General features: G+C 61.6%; 14 protein-coding genes and 2 tRNA genes. 5 read left to right on the top strand and 11 right to left on the bottom strand.

The window, feature by feature from the left end; genetic code table 11:
• Window positions 1-1,521, top strand: coding sequence for an alpha/beta hydrolase (locus C1H84_RS14010; RefSeq protein WP_244910914.1), 1,521 nt, complete (start codon window positions 1-3; stop codon window positions 1,519-1,521).
• Between the two features lie 82 nt (window positions 1,522-1,603).
• Window positions 1,604-1,678 (top strand) — tRNA-Thr (locus tag C1H84_RS14005).
• A 62-nt stretch (window positions 1,679-1,740) separates the two neighbouring features.
• On the opposite strand, the gene C1H84_RS14000 is transcribed toward C1H84_RS14005, so the two are convergent.
• Both C1H84_RS14000 and C1H84_RS13995 read right to left on the bottom strand, forming a co-directional pair.
• On the bottom strand, window positions 1,741-2,583 hold the full coding sequence (locus C1H84_RS14000) for an aldo/keto reductase (protein WP_047117948.1): 843 nt from the start codon (window positions 2,581-2,583) through the stop codon (window positions 1,741-1,743).
• Between the two features lie 64 nt (window positions 2,584-2,647).
• Window positions 2,648-3,097 carry a hypothetical protein gene (locus C1H84_RS13995; protein WP_047117949.1) on the bottom strand — a complete coding sequence of 150 codons (450 nt, stop codon included), beginning with the start codon at window positions 3,095-3,097 and terminating at the stop codon, window positions 2,648-2,650.
• Between the two features lie 74 nt (window positions 3,098-3,171).
• On the opposite strand from C1H84_RS13995, the gene C1H84_RS13990 reads away from it, so the two are divergent.
• Complete coding sequence (locus C1H84_RS13990) at window positions 3,172-4,068, top strand: hypothetical protein (RefSeq protein ID WP_047117950.1); 897 nt, start codon at window positions 3,172-3,174, stop codon at window positions 4,066-4,068.
• Window positions 4,069-4,213: 145 nt separating this feature from the next.
• Window positions 4,214-4,687, top strand: a complete 474-nt coding sequence (locus C1H84_RS13985) for a DUF4913 domain-containing protein (RefSeq protein WP_047117951.1) — start codon at window positions 4,214-4,216, stop codon at window positions 4,685-4,687.
• A 181-nt stretch (window positions 4,688-4,868) separates the two neighbouring features.
• Here the strand turns inward: C1H84_RS13985 and C1H84_RS18045 are convergent, their stop codons facing one another.
• The 8 genes from C1H84_RS18045 to C1H84_RS13950 all read right to left on the bottom strand — a co-directional run bounded on the left by C1H84_RS18045 (window position 4,869) and on the right by C1H84_RS13950 (window position 16,441).
• Window positions 4,869-5,342, bottom strand: a complete 474-nt coding sequence (locus C1H84_RS18045; RefSeq protein WP_146956095.1) for a hypothetical protein — start codon at window positions 5,340-5,342, stop codon at window positions 4,869-4,871.
• A 5-nt stretch (window positions 5,343-5,347) separates the two neighbouring features.
• Entirely contained in the window at window positions 5,348-8,419 is a 3,072-nt protein-coding gene (locus C1H84_RS13980; RefSeq protein ID WP_146956093.1) for an RHS repeat-associated core domain-containing protein, read from the bottom strand.
• Window positions 8,416-11,694: a DNRLRE domain-containing protein gene (locus tag C1H84_RS13975; RefSeq protein ID WP_146956091.1), complete on the bottom strand. Its 3,279-nt coding sequence runs from the start codon at window positions 11,692-11,694 to the stop codon at window positions 8,416-8,418. Before C1H84_RS13975 ends, C1H84_RS13980 begins: the two co-directional genes overlap by 4 nt.
• A 33-nt stretch (window positions 11,695-11,727) precedes the next feature.
• Window positions 11,728-12,327: a hypothetical protein gene (locus tag C1H84_RS13970; protein ID WP_146956089.1), complete on the bottom strand. Its 600-nt coding sequence runs from the start codon at window positions 12,325-12,327 to the stop codon at window positions 11,728-11,730.
• Between the two features lie 196 nt (window positions 12,328-12,523).
• The gene (locus tag C1H84_RS13965) at window positions 12,524-12,853 is read right to left on the bottom strand and encodes a TraM recognition domain-containing protein (RefSeq protein ID WP_047117954.1); all 330 of its coding nucleotides are present in this window, start codon (window positions 12,851-12,853) and stop codon (window positions 12,524-12,526) included.
• Between the two features lie 69 nt (window positions 12,854-12,922).
• Complete coding sequence (locus tag C1H84_RS13960; protein WP_047117955.1) at window positions 12,923-13,114, bottom strand: YbdD/YjiX family protein; 192 nt, start codon at window positions 13,112-13,114, stop codon at window positions 12,923-12,925.
• 2 nt (window positions 13,115-13,116) lie between these two features.
• Window positions 13,117-15,351 carry a carbon starvation CstA family protein gene (locus C1H84_RS13955; RefSeq protein WP_244910913.1) on the bottom strand — a complete coding sequence of 745 codons (2,235 nt, stop codon included), beginning with the start codon at window positions 15,349-15,351 and terminating at the stop codon, window positions 13,117-13,119.
• A gap of 112 nt (window positions 15,352-15,463) precedes the next feature.
• Window positions 15,464-16,441: an NAD(P)H-quinone oxidoreductase gene (locus C1H84_RS13950; protein WP_053799312.1), complete on the bottom strand. Its 978-nt coding sequence runs from the start codon at window positions 16,439-16,441 to the stop codon at window positions 15,464-15,466.
• A 62-nt stretch (window positions 16,442-16,503) separates the two neighbouring features.
• On the opposite strand from C1H84_RS13950, the gene C1H84_RS13945 reads away from it, so the two are divergent.
• Window positions 16,504-16,591: transfer RNA gene (locus C1H84_RS13945), tRNA-Ser, on the top strand.
• Between the two features lie 73 nt (window positions 16,592-16,664).
• Here the strand turns inward: C1H84_RS13945 and C1H84_RS13940 are convergent.
• Window positions 16,665-18,704: an FAD/NAD(P)-binding protein gene (locus C1H84_RS13940; RefSeq protein WP_113607702.1), complete on the bottom strand. Its 2,040-nt coding sequence runs from the start codon at window positions 18,702-18,704 to the stop codon at window positions 16,665-16,667.
• Window positions 18,705-18,709: the final 5 nt, after the last annotated feature.

Genomic DNA, 18,709 nt, shown 5'->3' with positions numbered 1-18,709 from the left:
TTGTCCGCACGACGCAACCTGTACCGCCTGTCCGCCACGGCCGCCGCGCTCGCCCTGGGATTGACCGCCTGTGCGCCGACCTCCGGCGAGGACAGCGCGGGCAACGCAGCCGACGCTACGAAGACCGAGGTCCCTGCACTTCAGCAGTACTACACCCAGCAGGTTGATTGGGAAAAGTGCGGCAGCACCATCGAATGCGCTGACATCGAGGTCCCGCTGGACTATGCCGCACCGGAAAAGGACAGCATCACGCTGGCGCTGAACCGCCGCGCCGTCGACGGCGCGCAGGGCAACCTGCTGGTCAACCCCGGAGGCCCCGGCGGCTCGGGGCTGGACATGGTCGCCGAATCGGTCCAGCTGATGCTCAGCAACGACCTGCAGCGTGCCTACAACATCATCGGCTTCGATCCCCGCGGCGTGGGGCAGAGCACCCCGGTGACCTGCCAAACCGACAAGGAAATCGACGCTAGCCGCCAGGAGAACCTCAAGGCCTGGGATCCGGCGGACCGCGACGAGGTCGAGGCCGATACCGAGGACTACGCCAAGGACTGCGCGGAAAACACCGGAGACCTGCTCGGACATGTGGACACCGTCTCCGCGGCCAAGGACATGGACATCATCCGCGCCGTGCTCGGCGACACCCAGCTTGACTACCTGGGCTACTCCTATGGCACCTTCCTCGGCTCCACCTACGCCGATCTCTTCCCGCAGAAGGTCGGCCGGTTCGTGCTGGACGGCGCCATGGACCCGCTGGCCACAGCGCAGCAACTGACCCTGGCCCAGGCCCAGGGCTTCGAAGGCGAGATCGACGCCTGGCTGCAGAACTGCCTTGAAGGCGAGAACTGCCCGTTCACCGGAAATCTCGACGAGGCCAAAACCCAGCTGCAGGACTTCTTCGCGCGCATCGAAGAGCAGCCGCTGGAGTCCTCTGACGGGCGCACCGTGCCGATCATCGACTTCATCAACGGCTTCATCATCCCGCTGTACGACGACATGAACTGGCCGTACCTGACCCAGGGCATGGCCGCGGCCATGCAGGGCGACGTGGATTCGATCCTGTACTTCTCCGACCTGTCCGCCGACCGCCAGGAGGACGGCAGCTACGGGTCCAACTCGACCGATGCGTTCACCGCGGTCAACTGCCTGGACCGTCCGATGGACGCGAGCGAGCAGGCCATGGAGGCTGACGCCAAGGCGCTGGAAGAGGCCTCCCCGACGATCGGCAAGTACTTGGCCTACGGAGAGCTCACCTGCGACAAGTGGAGCTACAAGGCCACCGGCCAGCCCGAGTCGCTGGACGCTCCGGGGTCCAATCAGATCCTGGTGGTCGGCACCACCGGCGACCCGGCCACCCCATACGCCTGGTCGCAGTCGCTGGCCGAACAGCTTCAGAACGCCACCTTGCTGACCTACGAGGGCCACGGCCACACCGCGTACGGACGCTCCAACCAGTGCATCACCGACGCCGTGGACGGCTACCTGATTGACGGCAAGGTCCCCGAAGCGGGCACCGTCTGCTAATTGGCAGCGCGAATTCGCCCGTCGTTTTGACGTTGCTAGTTCTACTTGGATAAAGTTACACAGTGCCTGCTTGCAGGCGCAGGCCTCCTTAGCTCAGGGGTAGAGCAGCTCCCTCGTAAAGAGCAGGTCGCCGGTTCAAATCCGGCAGGGGGCTCCATGTGAAGAAAAGGTCCTTGGTTTCAGCTGAAACCAAGGACCTTTTCGCATCCGCAGTGGGTGCTAGGCGAAATCTGCGGTGGCCGGGTCGGCGGCGATACGGCCTTCGGCTCCCCGGTCCAGGCCGTTGATCGCGGCCAGGTCCTCGTCATCCAGGGTGAGCTGCAGCGAGGCGAAGTTCTCGATGATGCGCGCATCGGTCACCGACTTCGGGATGACCACGTTGCCCAGGGCCAGGTGCCAGGCGATGACCACCTGCGCCACGGAGGCCTTGTGCTTTTCGGCGATCTTCACCAGAACCGGGTCGGTCAGGAGGTCGCCGCCCTGGCCCAACGGGGACCAGGACTCGTGCAGGATGCCGTGCTGCGCCTCGTAGGCGCGCAGTTCGGACTGCGGGAAGTACGGGTGGGTTTCCACCTGGTTGATCACCGGGCGCACGCCGGTCTCGGCGTAGAGCTCTTCCAGCGCCTCGATGGTGAAGTTGCAGACGCCGATGGACTTGGCCTTGCCGTCCTTCTGCAGCTGGATCAAGGCCTTCCAGGTGTCCACGTAGGTGCCGCGCTTGGGCTGCAGCCAGTGGATCAGGTACAAGTCGACGTAGTCCAAGCCCAGACGCTGCAGCGACGCGTCGGCAGCGGCCAGGGTGTTCTCGTAGCCCTGGTCGGCGTTCCACACCTTGGTGGTGATGAACAGTTCTTCGCGCGGGACGCTGGATGCGGCAATGGCGCGGCCGACGCCTTCTTCGTTGCCGTAGATCTTGGCGGTGTCGATGTGGCGGTAGCCCGCATCGATGGCCTTGCCGACCACGATTTCAGCCTCGGCGTCAGGCACCTGCCATACGCCGTAGCCGAGCTGGTCGATGGTGTTTCCGTCGTGGAATTTCAGTTCTGGAACAGTTTGGGTCATGCACTTAATCTAGTGCATCCCCAGCCCTGGCCGCAGGGATTTTCAGGAACATCGTAAGGTAGCTTTACTTGAGCGCTTCCAAAAGCTGTGCAGCCCGGTTGACGTCCTCTTTCACGATCTGGGCGCGGTGCACGACGGACAGGACATTGATCGGCGAACCGGCTTCAGCCTGCATGCGCATCATGGCGATCACCTGGGCGGTGGTCGCCAGGTCGTTGGCAGACTTGGTCAGCGAGCGGTGCACGCTGGCGGTGGCCTGCGGAATCACCTCATCCTCGCTGGGAGTGATCCGCTGGGCATCGGTGCACAGCTGGCGTACCATGGGCAGCAGGTCGGCCATCTCGTTAGCCGGCTTCACCAGCTGGTTGTAGACCTCGACGTCGTTGATGCCTTCGAGCACCTGGAAAATGCGGTCCAGGGATCGGGTGAAGCGATCGTGGGCACGGCGCCACACGCCCTCGCCCAATTCGCGATTTGCCGCACGCTGTGCGCGCAAACGTGAGAAGAATGCCATCGCTCTACTTTGCAAGTTGTCGTTTCAAGTCAGTACCAAGCCTACCGGGCAGTACCGCCGCGTGGAGTATCGAAGTGGACTTCGGTGGCGTCGCGCAGGCTGAGTTGGGTTCAGGGATGCAACTGGTCGTACACGCTCAGCGTCGGGCGCAGATGCGAGGTGCGGAAGCGAACGCCAACGCAGAACACGAACGCAACATCGCGCAGCTTGTGCACCGCGATTTATCCTCTCCAAAGTTTTGGAACACTGCTGGCAGCGAAGCGATTGCAGATCGTATGATCGTGGCTAGTGAACTGGCGGGCCGGCACGAAGCCGCCTCCCAGGCATTCATGGCTGGCGCTGACCGTATCCGCAACCAGTTCGGGATCAACGTTGAGGATCTGAATCGGGATCATCCCACGGCGGCCACTGACCGGCACCGTGCCTTGCGCGATGCGCTGGATGACTATTTGGCTGGCCAGCGAGCCAAGGCCGAGCAGCCACCCATGGGCCAGGAGCCGTGGTTTGCGCAGCCGCAGGGGACGTTCCGGGATTATGACTACAACGATGGTTTGGAACGTCCTGTGGAGATCAGCAAACAGGAAGTGCTGCGTCGCTTGGAACTGATGCCGGCGGATACGGTGCGTGACCCGTCCATTGGTGGGCGCGACACGATTAGTTTTGTTCCGTCGTGGTATGGGCATGACGATGAGGTGGACCGGGCGATTGCCGGGAAGTTCCCGCACCTGGTGCCCGAGGGTGCAAAGCTGCCACCGGAGAGACCACTACTGGCGAGGCGGCGGAAGCCCAGCAGGACGAGGCCGCGCATCTGCGGCAAGCTGAACGAGCTGAGGGTCAAGAACATCTTGACCGGGTCAACGCTGACACCGCTGAAGCCAAGGAAGCGGGCACAACGTCCCCGGCGGGGGCTGGCCCGGAGGATGCGGGCACGCTGGCGTTGGATCGGCATAGTGCCGCGTCGGAACGGGTGATCGCTGTCTGGAAGCAGAAGGGCGGGAAGGACGCTGATTTTCCGTTGCCGCCGAGCACCCAGAATCCGCAGACGGCGATGAAGCACCGCAAACGCGGTATGGCAGCGGCAGCGCCGGCCCGCACCCAAGGACAGGAGCTGTCGCGATGGTCGGCATCCCACCGAATGATGATGAGCTGGATCTGGACGGTGACGAGCCCCAGGAACCCGCGGCGCAGCCGGCGACCTCGCCGCAGGATACCGAGCACGCAGTCTCGGAGCGGCCTTTCGTGTATGAGGACGCGCAGCAGTGGTTGCGCGGCTACGCGCTACCGCGTTACCTGCGGAAGTGCGGTCCTTCGGGGCATGCGTGGGCGCCGAACTGGTATGAGTACTCGGAAGTGTATTCGGTGGTTACCGCGTTGTGGGAGACGTGGGAGCAGATGCGGTGGGATGGACCGCAGCAGATCTTGGTGTTCTATCGCGACTACTTCTATCCGTTGATGGATCGGCTCACCGCTCAGGACGGCCCGTTCCATGCGTATGACAAGGTGATGCACCCGCAGCTTCCAGAGATGTTCCCGGTGGCTGAGGCGCCGGAGGGGTACTTCCGCTCATCGGTGGTTTCGGGAGGACAGTGAAAAACCTGGCCAGCTAAGTTCAGCCGGCCAGGTTTTATTGCATTGATTGTCAGATGTATTTCAATAATTAAATACCGATATATGCTAAGTGAATTTCATTTAAATAATGGTGAATTCATTCTGCGACTCGGCAGTATTATAAAATAGGTTTCCTTAATGCGAAAGAACGATCTTCGAGATATTAGAATTTTACGAACTTCGACAAGTTTTTAATTGCTTGTTCGTCGATCGAATATTTCGTACTCTTCTTTTGAAAATGAGGATACTTCGACTCGTCGAATGTAGTCTCGAATTTCTCTCCGAGCTTGGATGGCACTCGAGTGAATTCATAATGGTCAAGAAAGCTTTTTCCGAACCAGTATGTTGTGCGTTCTGAACTGGACGTTGTGCGAGCAATCCAATATCCGATCCGTGGAGCTGATGTTGAATTGAAACTAGACGTTCTGAGGCTACTCATCATTGCATCCCAAGACTTTTGCGACCAGCGAAGCTTTTTTGCGCTAATTATCAGACCGCTAACTACTGTCAGCGATAATACCAAGGCAAATCCATACTCTTCGATGTATATCATCAAGGCAATGATGGCAATGCCGAATAATGAGGATGTTAAAATATCACTTTTTGTCAAATATGATATTTTTTTGTTATTTTTCACGAACACTACCTCCTTTGTCTTGATTTTTTATACGCCCTATAATCTGTGTACATCCCATAGCTTGAATAGCTTGCGGTACCAGTGCTCCAGATTCGGTCAAATCTGTCATAGCGTTTTACAACTCTGTTGTTGTACTTTCGGTACTTTCTTGCTATTTTCTTCCTTTTATATTTGTTGACTCGGTGACCTTTGGGGTACTTCTTCATCTGGGATTTTTTCCACAGTTTACCCGCAGCTCGAAGTCCTTTACCTACGCCAAAGGTAACCGAGCCCGCGATATCTACCCAGCCTTCGCCCTTTTTTCCGTTACGTATTTTATAGATACCTCTGCCAAGCCCAATAGCCGCAGAACCTGCGGCACAGAGCGCACACCCAAACATACCTGCGACAGCGAGCCCTGTGCTTGCTCGATCTAACCATTTTCCCCACTGAAAGAGTCCACTAAGGTCATTCGTTCCCACTGGGTCTTGTGGGTAGGCGTAGGTCGTGGTGTTGCCGCCCTCGACCGGGTCCCGGCTGCTAAACAGCCCAGTGACCGAGTTGTAGAGTCGAGCGCCCATCAGGATCAGCCCGCTGGTGTCTACGGCGCGTTCATCGGCTCCGTGCCATCCGTAGGTGGTGGCGCCGGTGTTCACTGGTTCGGTGAGCTGGTTGCCGTACTCGTCGTACTGCGCCCATCCGGTGATACCTTGCCCTGCCCCGGTACCGGTCAACGGCACGGTGGCGACCACGTCCCCGTGAGGGTTATTCACCGCAAGTTCCACAGTGTTCCCGGTGATGGTCAACGCCAGGTCTCCACCGATGGTGGATTCGTACCTGGTGGTGATGGTTTCGGTGCCTTGCTTACGAGTGGTCCAGGCAGGGTTATCCGAATCATCGGCGTAGTGCTTGGTTTCGGTTCCGGCAGCCGCGGTTCCGGACGAGGTCACCGTCAGGCGGCGCCCTGCAGGATCCCGGGCGATGGTAGAGGTGGTGCCGTTGCGGGTGATGGCTGCGGCAGCGTCATCAGCGAAGTACTTCACCGTGATCGCCCCAGCCCCGGCCTTGACCCCGCCAGCAGCTGCTGGTGCATCGGCGGCTGGGATCGTGGTCTGCCGTCCCAACCCGTCATACACATACCCAGCGCCCACACCGACACGGTCTGCGGCGTCGTAGGCCCAGGTCCGCTTAGCGGTCTGGGTGCCGTTGACCGTGGTGGTCAGCGAGGCGCGGTTGCCGTTCTTATCAAATGCATACTTCCGCACCGTCGTTGGAGTCACGGCCCCTTCCTCGGGGTCGGTGTTCACCGTTTCTCCCGGGGTAGCGGTGATGTCCTTGACCTCGGTGAGACGTCCAGCCCGGTCATAGGTGAACGCACGGTCATAGGCCGCCGCACGGTCCCCGGCAGTCGAGGTGCCAGCGAGCACATCTCCTTCAGGGGTAGTTTCACCCATGATGCGTCCGGTGACGTCACGATTCAGTTCCCACGCGATCCAGGTGCCGATCGAGCTGGTGCCGTCTTCGGCTTTCAACGGTCCGTCATAGGCCAGGCGGACCTGCTTGCCGGATTCGTCGTAGTCCATCCTCTGGATGAAGCCCCCGGGGATGGCCTGGGTGAGGACGTTGCCATCCCCGTCGTAGGTGGCTTTGTAGGTTGCGGTGTTGGTGCCGCCGTGTTTGGACACGGTCATGCTGGTGACTACACCTTGGTATTCACCCATGTTCTCCGCGTCATTGGATAGGGCCCCGTACTTATACGTAGTGGTCGAGACCGGGGAGACCGTCTTGGAGACGTTGCCGAACAGGTCGTATTCGGTGGTAGTCGTTTCTCCTAGTGAGTTGGTGTAGGAAGTGGTACGTCCCCACAAGTCCTGGGTCCATTTCACTTCGGATTGCGGCAGGGAGCCGGAAGCTACTGCCCGCACGCCGTTCTGTACTCCGGTGACGTCGTAGAGCTTCTCCACCGGCTGTACCGCAGTGGTGGTGATTCCACTAGTGGTGACCGTGGTCTTCTCTTCCTGGCCATCAGCCCGGTACGTCTGGGTGGTGATGCGCTTGGCCCCATCGGTTCCGGTCGAGGACTCGGTGAACGTGGCTGGCTGACCGTAGATGTTGAACCCGGTCTGATGCTTAGCGACCGACCCGGCACCCTGCGGGGTGTTCTTGCACAAGTACCCCGCATATTCCGGTTTGCTTCCGCAGTCACTATCCGCTGCGTTCGCTCCAGCGGTGTAGTAGATGCTCTTCGTCGTTCCAGCATCAGCGCCGGCGGACTTCGGCTGCCGGGATTCGATCACGCGTCCTTGGTCATCGAACCGGGTCTCGGTCACAATGTTGTCACCGCTGGTACTCATGACTTGGGTGACCTTAGTGGGTGAACCGATCACCCAACCTGAACGCAGATTGTTCTTATCGGTGGTCGCCTTCCCGTTCTTGTCGACGGTGTAGGCGTTGTAACCGTTCTCCACCTGGGTGATGATCGGTTCGTTGTCAGCGTCGCGATCAATCTTCCCGGAGCTGGCCTTCGAAGTCGCCACCGTTGTCGGCAGCATGCGCGGCATGCCCCCTGCATCAACATCCGTGATCGGAGTGTAGCTGGTCTTGGTATGTACCCGGGAGGGCTCATCGTTTTCATCGGTGGTCACCGGTGAATAGGTGTCGGTGACGTAGCCTCGCAGGAACTCGGCGGTCGCCTCATTCTTGGAAATTTCTTCAGCTTTCTCCGTGGCGTCAGTTTTCGTTGAGAGTCCGTTACCCTCCTTGTCAATCAGCGTTTCCAGATCTGAGTAGTAGACATTCACCTGAGCGTGTTCTTCATGGCTGTTCAACACCCCATTGACGACGTTCGCGGGGGTTCCTGCTGCAGCCTGGATGGTGCGGATCGCTCTAGCATCATAGGCCCGCTCGATATTCCCCTCCGCGTTGAACACGTTCGCGGTGAGCTGCCACGCACCTGCCGCATAGGAGGCGGTGTTAACGACGCGGTTCTGCGCATCAACGTATTGCAGGTCAGCGTACTTGTAATCCGCCATAGCGACCGAAGCCGCTTTGGACGAACCAATATTCTTGCCTGGACCGAACACTGCATAACCGGTCACCGGCTTGTGGGTACCGTCCTGTTCCCGTCCTGTTCCCAGAGCTTGACCTGGCTCTCTGCCAGCTTGGGCGTGTTAGCTCCGTCCCCTGACGGGTTCAGGCCATACACGAACCGAGCATACTGCACTCTGGTATTTCCATCGATGGCATTGCCTCGCTCGACCAGTTCCAGCCAATCGGACCGGTTTGAATCGTTGGCCTTACCGTATTTGTAGTAGGTTGGCGCATCTACTCGGGTGCCGCTACTGGTTTTCTCCTCCGTTGAGGCAAGCAGGGGTACCCCTGCCGCAGATTCTGCCCCGTAGGTGTAGGTCGTGATGTCTCCGGTGCGAGAATCCTTGACGCTGGTCAATCGGGAGTCCAGGCTGGCGCCATCGTAGCCGTATTCAGCAATATTGACGGTCTTCATGGCGCTCGTGGCAGGATCCCAGGCGGTGTAGGTGACCTTGGTGATCTTGCCTGCGGCGTCATAGGACAGGTTGATGCGACGGCACCCCTTCACCGCAGTCGTCTCGGTATGCACAAGTGTCGCTGCTTCGCAGTTAAGGTTCGTTTCAGTACCGGCGATGACCATGGTGGTTTGACCGGCGGTATTCGAAACGAATTTGCTAGTCCCGGTGCCGTTGCCGCCGGTGACGGTCTCGGCGATCCATTCCCAAATCTTGGGGTTGCCCTCAAGGTTGGCGCCGCGCTTGAACGTGGTGACCGTTCCATCTTCTTCTGTGATCTTGATCCGCGCGCTGGTTCCTGAACCTGATACGACCAGTTTCCAACCAGACGCAATGGCATCTTCGTTAGCAGGCTGATAGGTGCCGGTTTTCAGAGATACACGCCCGTTACCTGGCTGGCGGAACACCGCCGCGGTTTCATCATCACTGATCAGGGTGATGGTGCCATCCAATGCGGTGGATTCAGCGACCAGCAGTCCTGCCAGGCCTTCGTCCGGGCCGTCGATGTTAGCGCGCCAGCCTTTGCCGAAGATGCGGGAGTTGGCTCCGATCCCGGAATAGGAGGAATAGGAACGGCTTACTGATAAGCCGGTGTTGCCGGCGTTGACCTCGACATCGGTTTCCGAAAGATTCAGCTCACCAGTGGTCAGAGCGACCTGGCCGTCGCCGGCCTCGGCCACGGGGTAGTTATCCCCGAACGCGTGCGGCAGCTTGGTGACCTGAACTGGTTTCTTGGACTTGTTGGTGGTGCATTGCAGCTTGGAGGCCGCTGGTGCGCCGGCATAGTCGAAACATACCTGCAGCTCCACCAGTGCGGCGATACGGTCCTTGCCCAGCTCTTTGAGCTTCCCGGCCGGAGCCGCAGAGATGTCGATCATGGTATCGAGTTTGACTGGCTGACCCGCTGCGATCTCTGGCAGGGATGCTGCTTCATGCCATCCCGCGTTGGAACCGTAGGTGGCGGTATCGGCGGTCACGCTGTCAGCTTCGCGCCAATACACCTTCGGCGTCACCGCTCCAGTGGAGGAGGTGGGGCCTTGGCCGGTGACTTTGAACGAATCGGAGGTCGTGGACCCGGCTGCAGGAGAAGTCAAGGAAGCCACCCCGTTGCCGAAGGTCCACGTGATGGTGCCCGATGTATTGGCAGCCTTGTCAATGGCTTTTACCCGCAGGATGTTCGCCCCGGTCGGGTTCCAAGACACCGTAGATTTCCCAGAGGAAGCCGCGACAGTTTTCCAGGCCTCGTTATTGAGCTGATAAGAAAACTTGTCGGTGTCCGCGCTGGAAGAGAACGTGAAGGTGTTCGACCCAGGCTTAGATGCTTGCCAGCCGTTGTTAGTGATCCCGGCTGATGAGCTGATGGTCGGGGCTGTGGGTGCAATTGAGTCGACCGTGAATGTCGTGGCAGCTCCGGCCGCTTTGGACCGCAGCGTCCCGTCATTGGCCCAGGCCTTGACGGTATAAGTGCCGTTTTCTGCCAAGTTGGCCTTGTAAAGGGAAACCTGCTTGGAGGCGACCATGGAACCGGCTTGCTTGCTCAGTGTGCCGGTACCGGTCATGTCGAACTCGGCTTTGACGTTCCCACCGTCCGGGTCGGTGACCGTCGAACGGAACGTCGGGGTCTTCGACTTCACCCATAGCTTCCCTGAACCATCCTTTACCGATTCACCGGAGTTGAAAGAAACACCAGAGGGGGTGCCGGGGTAGGAATTGTAGGTGACGACGAATGTGGGTTCGTTCGGATCGTTCGCACCTGTGACGTAGTTCGCTGAGCGGTAGCGTTTCCAGGTGTAGTTGTTCGTCTCATCGGCCGCGATCAACCGCACCCCGTAGTTCTTGGTGGGGTTATCTGCCCAGTACTGGGCAATCGGAGTGATCGGGTAGTAGACGTACCCGGCAGCACAGCTCGAAGAGTAACCTTTGGACACGTTGTTTGTGCCTTCGCCACTGGATGTGGCGGTTGGCTGTTTGGTCCAGCGGACGTCGGTGGAAATCCATTCGCTGGTGACGCGTTGGACCTTCACCGGGGAAGAGGTGCACGAGTACGAGTGGTAGTTGTGCATTCGCAGTTCGGCCTTGGTGATCTTCTTCCCGTCCAGCGCGGTGGAAGCGAACTGCAGGAAAGAACGGGACTTCAATGTCCCGCCGTTGAACGTTCCCACACGTAGTTCCGGATCACCGGCCTTGGAGCCGGGAACGTCGGCCTGCACCCAGGTATCGGAGGCATTGGAAGACCAGGTCGGGTCAATGGTGACCGGGTACTGACGTTCCGGATCTTGCAACCATGCGGCGTCAGCGTTCAAGGTGAGTACCGGGACGCCGTCTTCTTCGGTGAGGGTGGTTTCCACCAGGCGTTCGGCCGGGTGCAGTCCGGAGGCTTCATCGATCTTGGCATCCCACATCGTGGGGGCCGGGGCGAAGAACACGGTCTCGCCCTTGCTGTTTACCGCGCGCAGGTCACCGGTGTCCTGGTCTTTGCTCAACTTCAAGCCCTTGGACAGCTTGATCGGGAAACGCAGCGACACCTCACCCTCAGGGGCCTGCTCCAGCACGGTGCGGTGCGAGAAGCCCGACCGCAGCGGCTCAACGATCACGCTCGCATCCACCGGCTGGGATTCGGCGGGCATGTCGAGTGACGGCGCTTCTGATTCGGCCGCTTGCTCCGATGAATCAGCGGAGGACTCTGAAGGCTCAGGGGTCGGGACGGAAGACGAGTCATCCTCGCCCTCTGCGGGCTGCTCATCAGCGACCTCCGGAGCCTTGGTGTCGCGGGGAGACTCGGCAGGAGTATCCGAAGGGACTGGGTCCACGGTGGAGGTTTGTGGCATGACGTCGCCGGATGGATCTTCGATGACGGGTACCTACACCTGATCGGCATAGGTGGCTTGGTTCTCACTGATCTGCGGGGCAGGTAGTTCGCCCTCCCACCCCAGCTTCATGGTAGATCCTTCGTGCTCCCCGGTGGACTCCAGCTCAGCGAGCACAACCGAATCCTGGGTGGGACCATCACCGAGCGCGTCCTTGCCGTCAGCGACGGTGAGCTCGGTGCCATCACCTACGACCGGGGATGCGGCGTCGGTGAGCTCCCCGTCGGTGCCCAAGGGCACGAAGCTGCCTTTTTCTTCTTTGAAGCGGGCTGCTGAGGTCGTCTCGGACGTCCAGGTTCCATCCGGGTTGGCGAACACCTGTTCGGTGGCCGTGCGGAGGGACAAATCCTCGACGCGGTGGCCGGTGGCTTTCGCGGTAATTTGGGCGGACACCCCGTCGGGACGTTCGGTGACGTCTTGAACGGTTTGTGTGGCGTCTTGCGGTTCTTCGTCGGCGAACGCCGACGGGGCGATGAGTCCTGAGGCCAGCAATGCGCTGGTGCTGGCGATCGCGATAGTCGATAGGATTTTTCTCTTGCGTACTGTGAAATCTGTCCACAGGCGCGCAGAGGTATCCCCTCTGAGAAGGTACACTTTGACCCCAATTTTCGATAAGAAATTAAGCTGACACATAGCCAGCACATAGATTCTGCTATATCTGGCGCGCGCGAAATACCAAAAAGAACGCTCTGGGGAAAAAGTATCCTAAACGTTATTTAGCCTAGTCAACAGACAGAGCAACGATATTCGTCGTAGCAACAGACGAACGGGAATCAACTTCTGCGATTCGCTAGATCTTCAACTGTCCCTCGTAATATCGTTGCGAGTCTTGCACATCTTCTCCGTAGGGTTTGGTGGAGTAGTGCTGTAGCTCGATCAGTCCAGCCGGCATGCCCGAGCTGGTCAAGATCGCTCGACCCCGTGGGAGCGCCGCCAAATCGGCCACGTCCAAGATCCGCTCGCGCTGCATCGAGCTAGAGACGGAGCGCCCGCTGCGGCCACTGGTGCTGGAGGAGCGTTTGTCCAGATCACCGACGAGTTGGGCGAGGAACGGTAGGAACTTATCATCCGAGAGCCCTGAGCCGGCGACGCGGATGTTGGCGGCACCCCAGAACGCCATAATCGACCCACGACGGCAGAACGGGCAACCACCGGGTGGTTGCCCGCTCTTCCCGGGGGATGCGCAGCGTCAGCAGCAGCGTCCCTGCGGGTGCTTGTCCTGCCAGTCGGAGTAGTCCCTCCAGAACGCCCGCTCGGTCATCGGGGTCTGCCCCGGATGGGTCCGCGCGTGGTGTTCCAGGTAGTGCTGGTACTTGTCGGCGCCCAGCACCCCGTCGACGAACCGCTTTGCCTGGCCCAGGCGTTCGCGCAGGCCGGCCATCGCTAGTGCCCGCCCCGGTGGATCCGGTGCTCCGGGGCAACCTGCTTCCAGGCCGCCGCCAGCTCCTTCTCGGCAGGGCTGGAAATCAGCCCCGACGGGGCGTACATCTTGGATTCGACCACCGGATCCTCGGTGTCCACTCCTCCACCGTTGATCTTCGCTTTCACCGTGGCGACGATGGCCGAGGTGATGACCACGGCGGTCAGGATCAGGAAGACCACGGACAGCCAGCCCTGGACACCGGTGTTGCGGACCACCGCTTCCATGGCCTCCACGGTCTTGGCCGAGCCCAGCGATGTCTCGCCGGCGGCCAGCGCGTCCTTGTACGCGAAATGGTTGGCGAAGTAGCCGACCTTCACGTCCGGGGAGAAGATCTTCTGCCAGCTGGCGACGAACGTGACCACCACGGCGAAGGCCAGCGGCAGCACCACCACCCACAGGTACTTGAACTGGTTGCGCTTGGCCATGATGGCCATGACGACCGCCAGCGCAATGGCCGCGAGCAGCTGGTTGGAGATGCCGAACAGCGGGAAGAACGTGTTGATGCCGCCCAGGGGGTCGGTCACGCCGAGGATCAGGATGTATCCCCAGCCGGCCACCATGATGGCGGTACACACCCAGACGCCCGGACGCCACGAATTGTCCTTGAACTTCGGGAGGAAGTTGCCGATGGTGTCCTGCAGCATGAAGCGGGCCACGCGGGTACCGGCGTCAACGGCGGTCAGGATGAACAGCGCCTCGAACATGATCGCGAAGTGGTACCAGAAGCCCATCATCGCGGTGCCGCCGAACCACTGGTGCATGATGTGGGCGATGCCCACGGCCAGCGTCGGTGCGCCGCCGGTGCGCGAGACCACGCTGTTCTCGCCGACGTTGTTCGCCAGCTCGTTCAGCGTGCCCGGTTCAAGGTTCACCCCGGCCAGGCCCAGCGAGTTCACGAACGCCACCGCGGTTTCCACGGTGCCGCCGGTGGCCGCCGAGGAGGCGTTCATCGCGAAGTACACGCCGCGGTCGATGGAGATCGCCGCGACCAGCGCCATGATGGCCACCATGGATTCCATCAGCATGCCGCCGTAGCCCAGGAAGCGAGTCTGCTTTTCCTTCTCGACAAGCTTCGGGGTGGTGCCCGAGGAGATCAGCGCGTGGAACCCGGACAGCGCGCCGCAGGCGATGGTCACGAACAGGAACGGGAACAGGTGCCCTGCCACCACCGGTCCGTCGTTGCGCGAAGCGAACTCGGACACGGCCGGGACGCTGATCTGCGGCTGGACCACCAGGATCGCCACGGCCAGCAGCAGGATCACGCCGATCTTCATGAAGGTCGACAGGTAGTCGCGCGGGGCCAGCAGCAGCCAGACCGGCAGCACCGCGGCGATGAATCCGTAGATGATGATGGCCCAGGCGATGGTGGTGCGATCCAGATGGAAGAGCTCGGCGCCCCACGGCGACTCGGCGATCCAGCGTCCGGAGATGATGGCGAACATCAGCAGCGCGAAGCCGATGATCGACACTTCCAGCACCTTGCCCGGGCGGATGAAGCGCAGGTAGATGCCCATGAACAGCGCGATCGGGATGGTCAGCCCGACCGAGTAGACGCCCCATGCGGATTCGCCCAGGGCATTGACCACCACGAGCGCCAGGATGGCGGTAATGATGATCATGATCGCCAAGGTGGCGATCAGCGCGGCGGTGCCGCCGATCAGGCCGAGCTCCTCGCGGGCCATCTGGCCCAGCGAACGGCCGCCGCGGCGCATGGAGAAGAACATGACCAGATAGTCCTGGACTGCTCCGGCCAGCACCACGCCGACGATGATCCAGATGGTGCCCGGCAGGTATCCCATCTGGGCTGCCAGGATCGGCCCGACCAGCGGGCCTGCGCCGGCGATGGCGGCAAAGTGGTGGCCGAAGAGCACACGCCGGTCGGTGGGCACGTAGTCGCGGCCGTTGTTGATGCTTTCGGCCGGGGTCGCGCGGAAGTCGTTGGGCTTGGCGATCTTGCGCTCGATGAACTTCGAGTAGAAGCGGTAGGCGATCAGATAGGTCGCCACCGCGGCGAAGACGAACCAGATGGCGTTGATGGTCTCGCCGCGGGAGAAAGCCAGCATGGACCAGGCGATGCCGCCGACCAGCGCAATGGCGACCCACACCGCGATGCGCAGCGGGGTCCAGCGCTTCTCTTCCTGTTCGGCCACATCCGGATCCACGCCGGCTGGGGGCAGGGTGTTCTGGGTACTCACTCGGAGCAACCTCCTCGTAGGGGGACAAGTGATGCACGTGACCCTCGGCTATGCCGCAGGTCACGATGTTGGGGATATGCCTGTCACTCTACGCCCACCCGATGGGGACAAATCAAACTTCGATGACAATTTTTCCGGTATGCACGCCGGAGTCGAAATATTCATGGGCCCTGGCCAGTTCGGAAAATTCAAAGGATTTGCCGACGTTCAGCTCCAGCTTGCCCTCCGACAGCAGGGGCATCACGCGCTGCACTGTCTCCTGGATGATCTCCGACTTCTCGGACAGCGGCCTGGCCCGCAGCGTGGTGCCGATGATCCTGGCGCGCTTGGCCAGCAGCAGTCCCAGGTTCAACTCCGCCTTGGCACCCTGCTGCAGTCCGATGACTACCAGCCGGCCTCCGACGGCGAGCGCCTTGAGGTTCAACTGCAGGTACTTGGCGCCGACCACGTCCAGGATCAGATCCACCCCGCGGCCGCCGGTCAGTTCCTTGACGCGTTCCAGGATGTCCTCGTCCTTGTAGTTGATCCCCGCATCCGCGCCCAGCCGCGCGCAGTACTCCAGCTTGTCGGCCGAGGACGCGGTCACGTAGACGGTAGCCCCGGCGGCCTTGGCCAGCTGGATCGCCATGGAACCGATGCCTCCGGCGCCGCCATGGACCAGCAGGCTCTGCCCCTGGCGCAGCCCGCCTTCCAGGAACAGGTTGGACACCACGGTGGCGGCCACCTCGGGCAGCGCGGCCGCGTCGGTGAAGGACATGCCGTCGGGGATGCGGATCAGCAGTTCCTGGGCGACGTTGACGTATTGGGCGTAGCCGCCGCCGGCCAACAGTGCGGCCACCCGGTCCCCGAGGTTCCACCCGGTGACGCCCTCACCCAGTGCCGCAACGGTTCCTGACACTTCCAGTCCGGGGATGTCGCTCGCGCCGGGCGGCGGCGGATACACGCCGCGGCGCTGTTGGACATCGGCCCGGTTGAGCCCGAAGGCCGCGGTCTTGATCAGCACCTCCCCCGGCCCCGCCACAGGCACTTCGCGCTGCTGCGCTTCGATCACTTCCGGGCCGCCGGCTTCGCGGTAAATATAGGCGTTCATAACGTCGTTCATCGTTGCCAATTCCTGTCCCTAGCTATTCATGCCGTATAATTTTTCGGGTTGGATGGTTGTCCGAGCGGCCGAAGGAGCTGGTCTTGAAAACCAGTAGGCGGCAACCCCGTCTCATGGGTTCAAATCCCATACCATCCGCGTGAGTAGAAACCTCCGGTTCTCGGTTCCCCGAGTTCCGGAGGTTTTTCATTCCACGGGAACTCCTTGGAACCTACGGCTGCATCTCATAAGCGGGTGCGCCGTGCTCCAGCTGCAGCTCGTTGTAGGGAAGCCCCACGAGCCGGGCGACCTCGTTGACCACATACTGCGCGTCCTGCAAGGTTCTGGCCGCGGGGTTCTCGATGCTCCCGGCCTGGGCTGCGATGGCCGTGCCCCACTGCACCGAGGACAGCTGCAAGCCCAGCACGAAAATCCCCCGGTGTGCCATCCCCTCGCTGTTGACCAGCCGGTAGGGCTGTCCCACCACGTCGAAGCCGCTGCCCGGCAGCACCTCGCCTTCGGCGTTGTTCCAGGTGTGCACTCGGGCCACATGCTCGGACAGCAGCTGGGTGATCAGCGGGGAGTCGTTCTGCAGGACGCGGTTGGCGGGCATCATGGCCTCGCACAGCGTCCGGGCGGTGTGCACTTCCGAATCTACCCAGGGCGATGAGGCGGTGAACTGGCCGTTGACCTCGTCGAAACCGAATTCCGGATCCGGCCCGACGAAGGTCACCAGTCCGGCGCGCGACAGCGCGAGCAGCTGCTCGATGCGCTGCAGCGGCGGTCCGGAGGATAGTCCTTCGACCAGCGGCTCGAAGTGCGCCTGCACTTCCTCGATGCGTGACTGCTCGTCCAGGATCCCATTGGCGACCAGGTCCTTGATGACCATGCGCCCCAGGTTCATGGTCATGATGGCGCGGGAGAGCGGATCTTCCAGTCCGGCGGCGCTGCGCCGCGCGTTCTCCTGCATGTAGTCGCGTACCGCCTGCTGGTACTCCTCGCTGGAGCCGAAGCCCACCTCGTCGAAGGGGCGGGCCAGGGCCGGCACGTCCAGCCATTTGATCTCCGGGAAGCCGGCGATGAATTCGCGCAGCTTGCCCAGCCAGACCTGGCTGCCTTCGTGGTGCTCAGCGTCCAGGATCGCCTCGAGCGACCTGATGAATTCGGCGGCCGGAATCTCCCAGCGGCCGTCGCAGTTCACGGCGCACTGGCGGTAGTAGGCCAGCAGGATGTCGCGGTGCAGGCTCGGCCAGATATGCCGGGAGAAGACCAGCGCCGCCTCCGGGTTCCCGGCGCGCGCCTCGGCCAGCCTGCCGATGAGCTCTTCCGCGTCGAAATGGTGCAGGCTGATCTCGTCCGGGATGAACTGGTCCACCACAGGCTTGCCCCAGTACGGCGTTCCGCGGCGCGAGGCGACCACCAGCTGCGGTTCACGCCCGGAGGCCACGTACTCGAACCGGGAGCCGGGCTCGTCGCCGACTTCCCGGAAGATGCCTCCGCGGCCAGCGGTCAGCTCCGCCATGCCGTCGAAGAAGTTCAGCCCCAGTCCCCTGACCAGTGCGGGCTGGCCCGCGGCGAACTGCGAGTAGTCCAGGTCCGCTGGCACGTTCGGGGGCATGTAGGTGGCACCGGACTGGGCGGCCGAACGCTGCAGCTGCTTCTGCCACGGGTTCAGTTCCGCGCTCTGGTGCCCCAGGGCGAGCACCACTCCGTCGGCTTCCAGTGTTTCAGCTGTGCCTTGCCCTTCCGGGCCGCGGCGGAATTCCACGCGGTAGCCGTTCGCTTCGGGGCGCACGGCCACGACCTCGGCCTGCACATGGGAAATTTCGAAGCCGGGGTGCGCGGCCAGGATCGCGGCACTCGTGTCGTACACGTGCTCCAGGTATTCGCCGTAGAGCGCGCGGGCAGGATAGGTGCCGTCCTGGATGCCGTGCAGCTGCGCAGCGTGGGCTTCGCTCATCCGCTTGCCGTCCCCCTGCGCGGCGACGAACTGGCGGAAGCTCAGCCCGGGTTCGCTGCCCCGGCGTTCCGGGGCCACCGTGGGGAAGGAGGCCGGAGTGTTCATCAGGAAGTGGTCCGACTGCTTCGGGCTCCAGACATGGCCCGAGCCCGGACGGTACGGATCGAAAACTGTCACGCGCACACGCACCGCCGCATCGGGAAGCTTCTGGGCCAGTGCGGCGAGGCGCTCGACAACGCTCGTGCCGCGCGGCCCGGCTCCGACGATGGACAGGCTGAACTCGGGTCGGGGGTTCTGCGTCAAGGTGCTCACACTCC

It is taken from the genome of Glutamicibacter soli (assembly GCF_003309065.1).
GTDB lineage: Bacteria > Actinomycetota > Actinomycetes > Actinomycetales > Micrococcaceae > Glutamicibacter > Glutamicibacter soli.
The sequence above is the reverse complement of the archived record's forward strand: the minus strand, read 5'-3'. Positions and strand labels throughout refer to the sequence as shown.

Coding starts and splice junctions, on each gene's coding strand:
- C1H84_RS14000 (WP_047117948.1), bottom strand. CDS start 2,583: ATGACCCAAACTGTTCCAGAACTGAAATTCCACGACGGAAACACCATC.
- C1H84_RS13995 (WP_047117949.1), bottom strand. CDS start 3,097: ATGGCATTCTTCTCACGTTTGCGCGCACAGCGTGCGGCAAATCGCGAA.
- C1H84_RS13985 (WP_047117951.1), top strand. CDS start 4,214: ATGGTCGGCATCCCACCGAATGATGATGAGCTGGATCTGGACGGTGAC.
- C1H84_RS13975 (WP_146956091.1), bottom strand. CDS start 11,694: ATGCCACAAACCTCCACCGTGGACCCAGTCCCTTCGGATACTCCTGCC.
- C1H84_RS13965 (WP_047117954.1), bottom strand. CDS start 12,853: ATGGCGTTCTGGGGTGCCGCCAACATCCGCGTCGCCGGCTCAGGGCTC.
- C1H84_RS13960 (WP_047117955.1), bottom strand. CDS start 13,114: ATGGCCGGCCTGCGCGAACGCCTGGGCCAGGCAAAGCGGTTCGTCGAC.
- C1H84_RS13950 (WP_053799312.1), bottom strand. CDS start 16,441: ATGAACGCCTATATTTACCGCGAAGCCGGCGGCCCGGAAGTGATCGAA.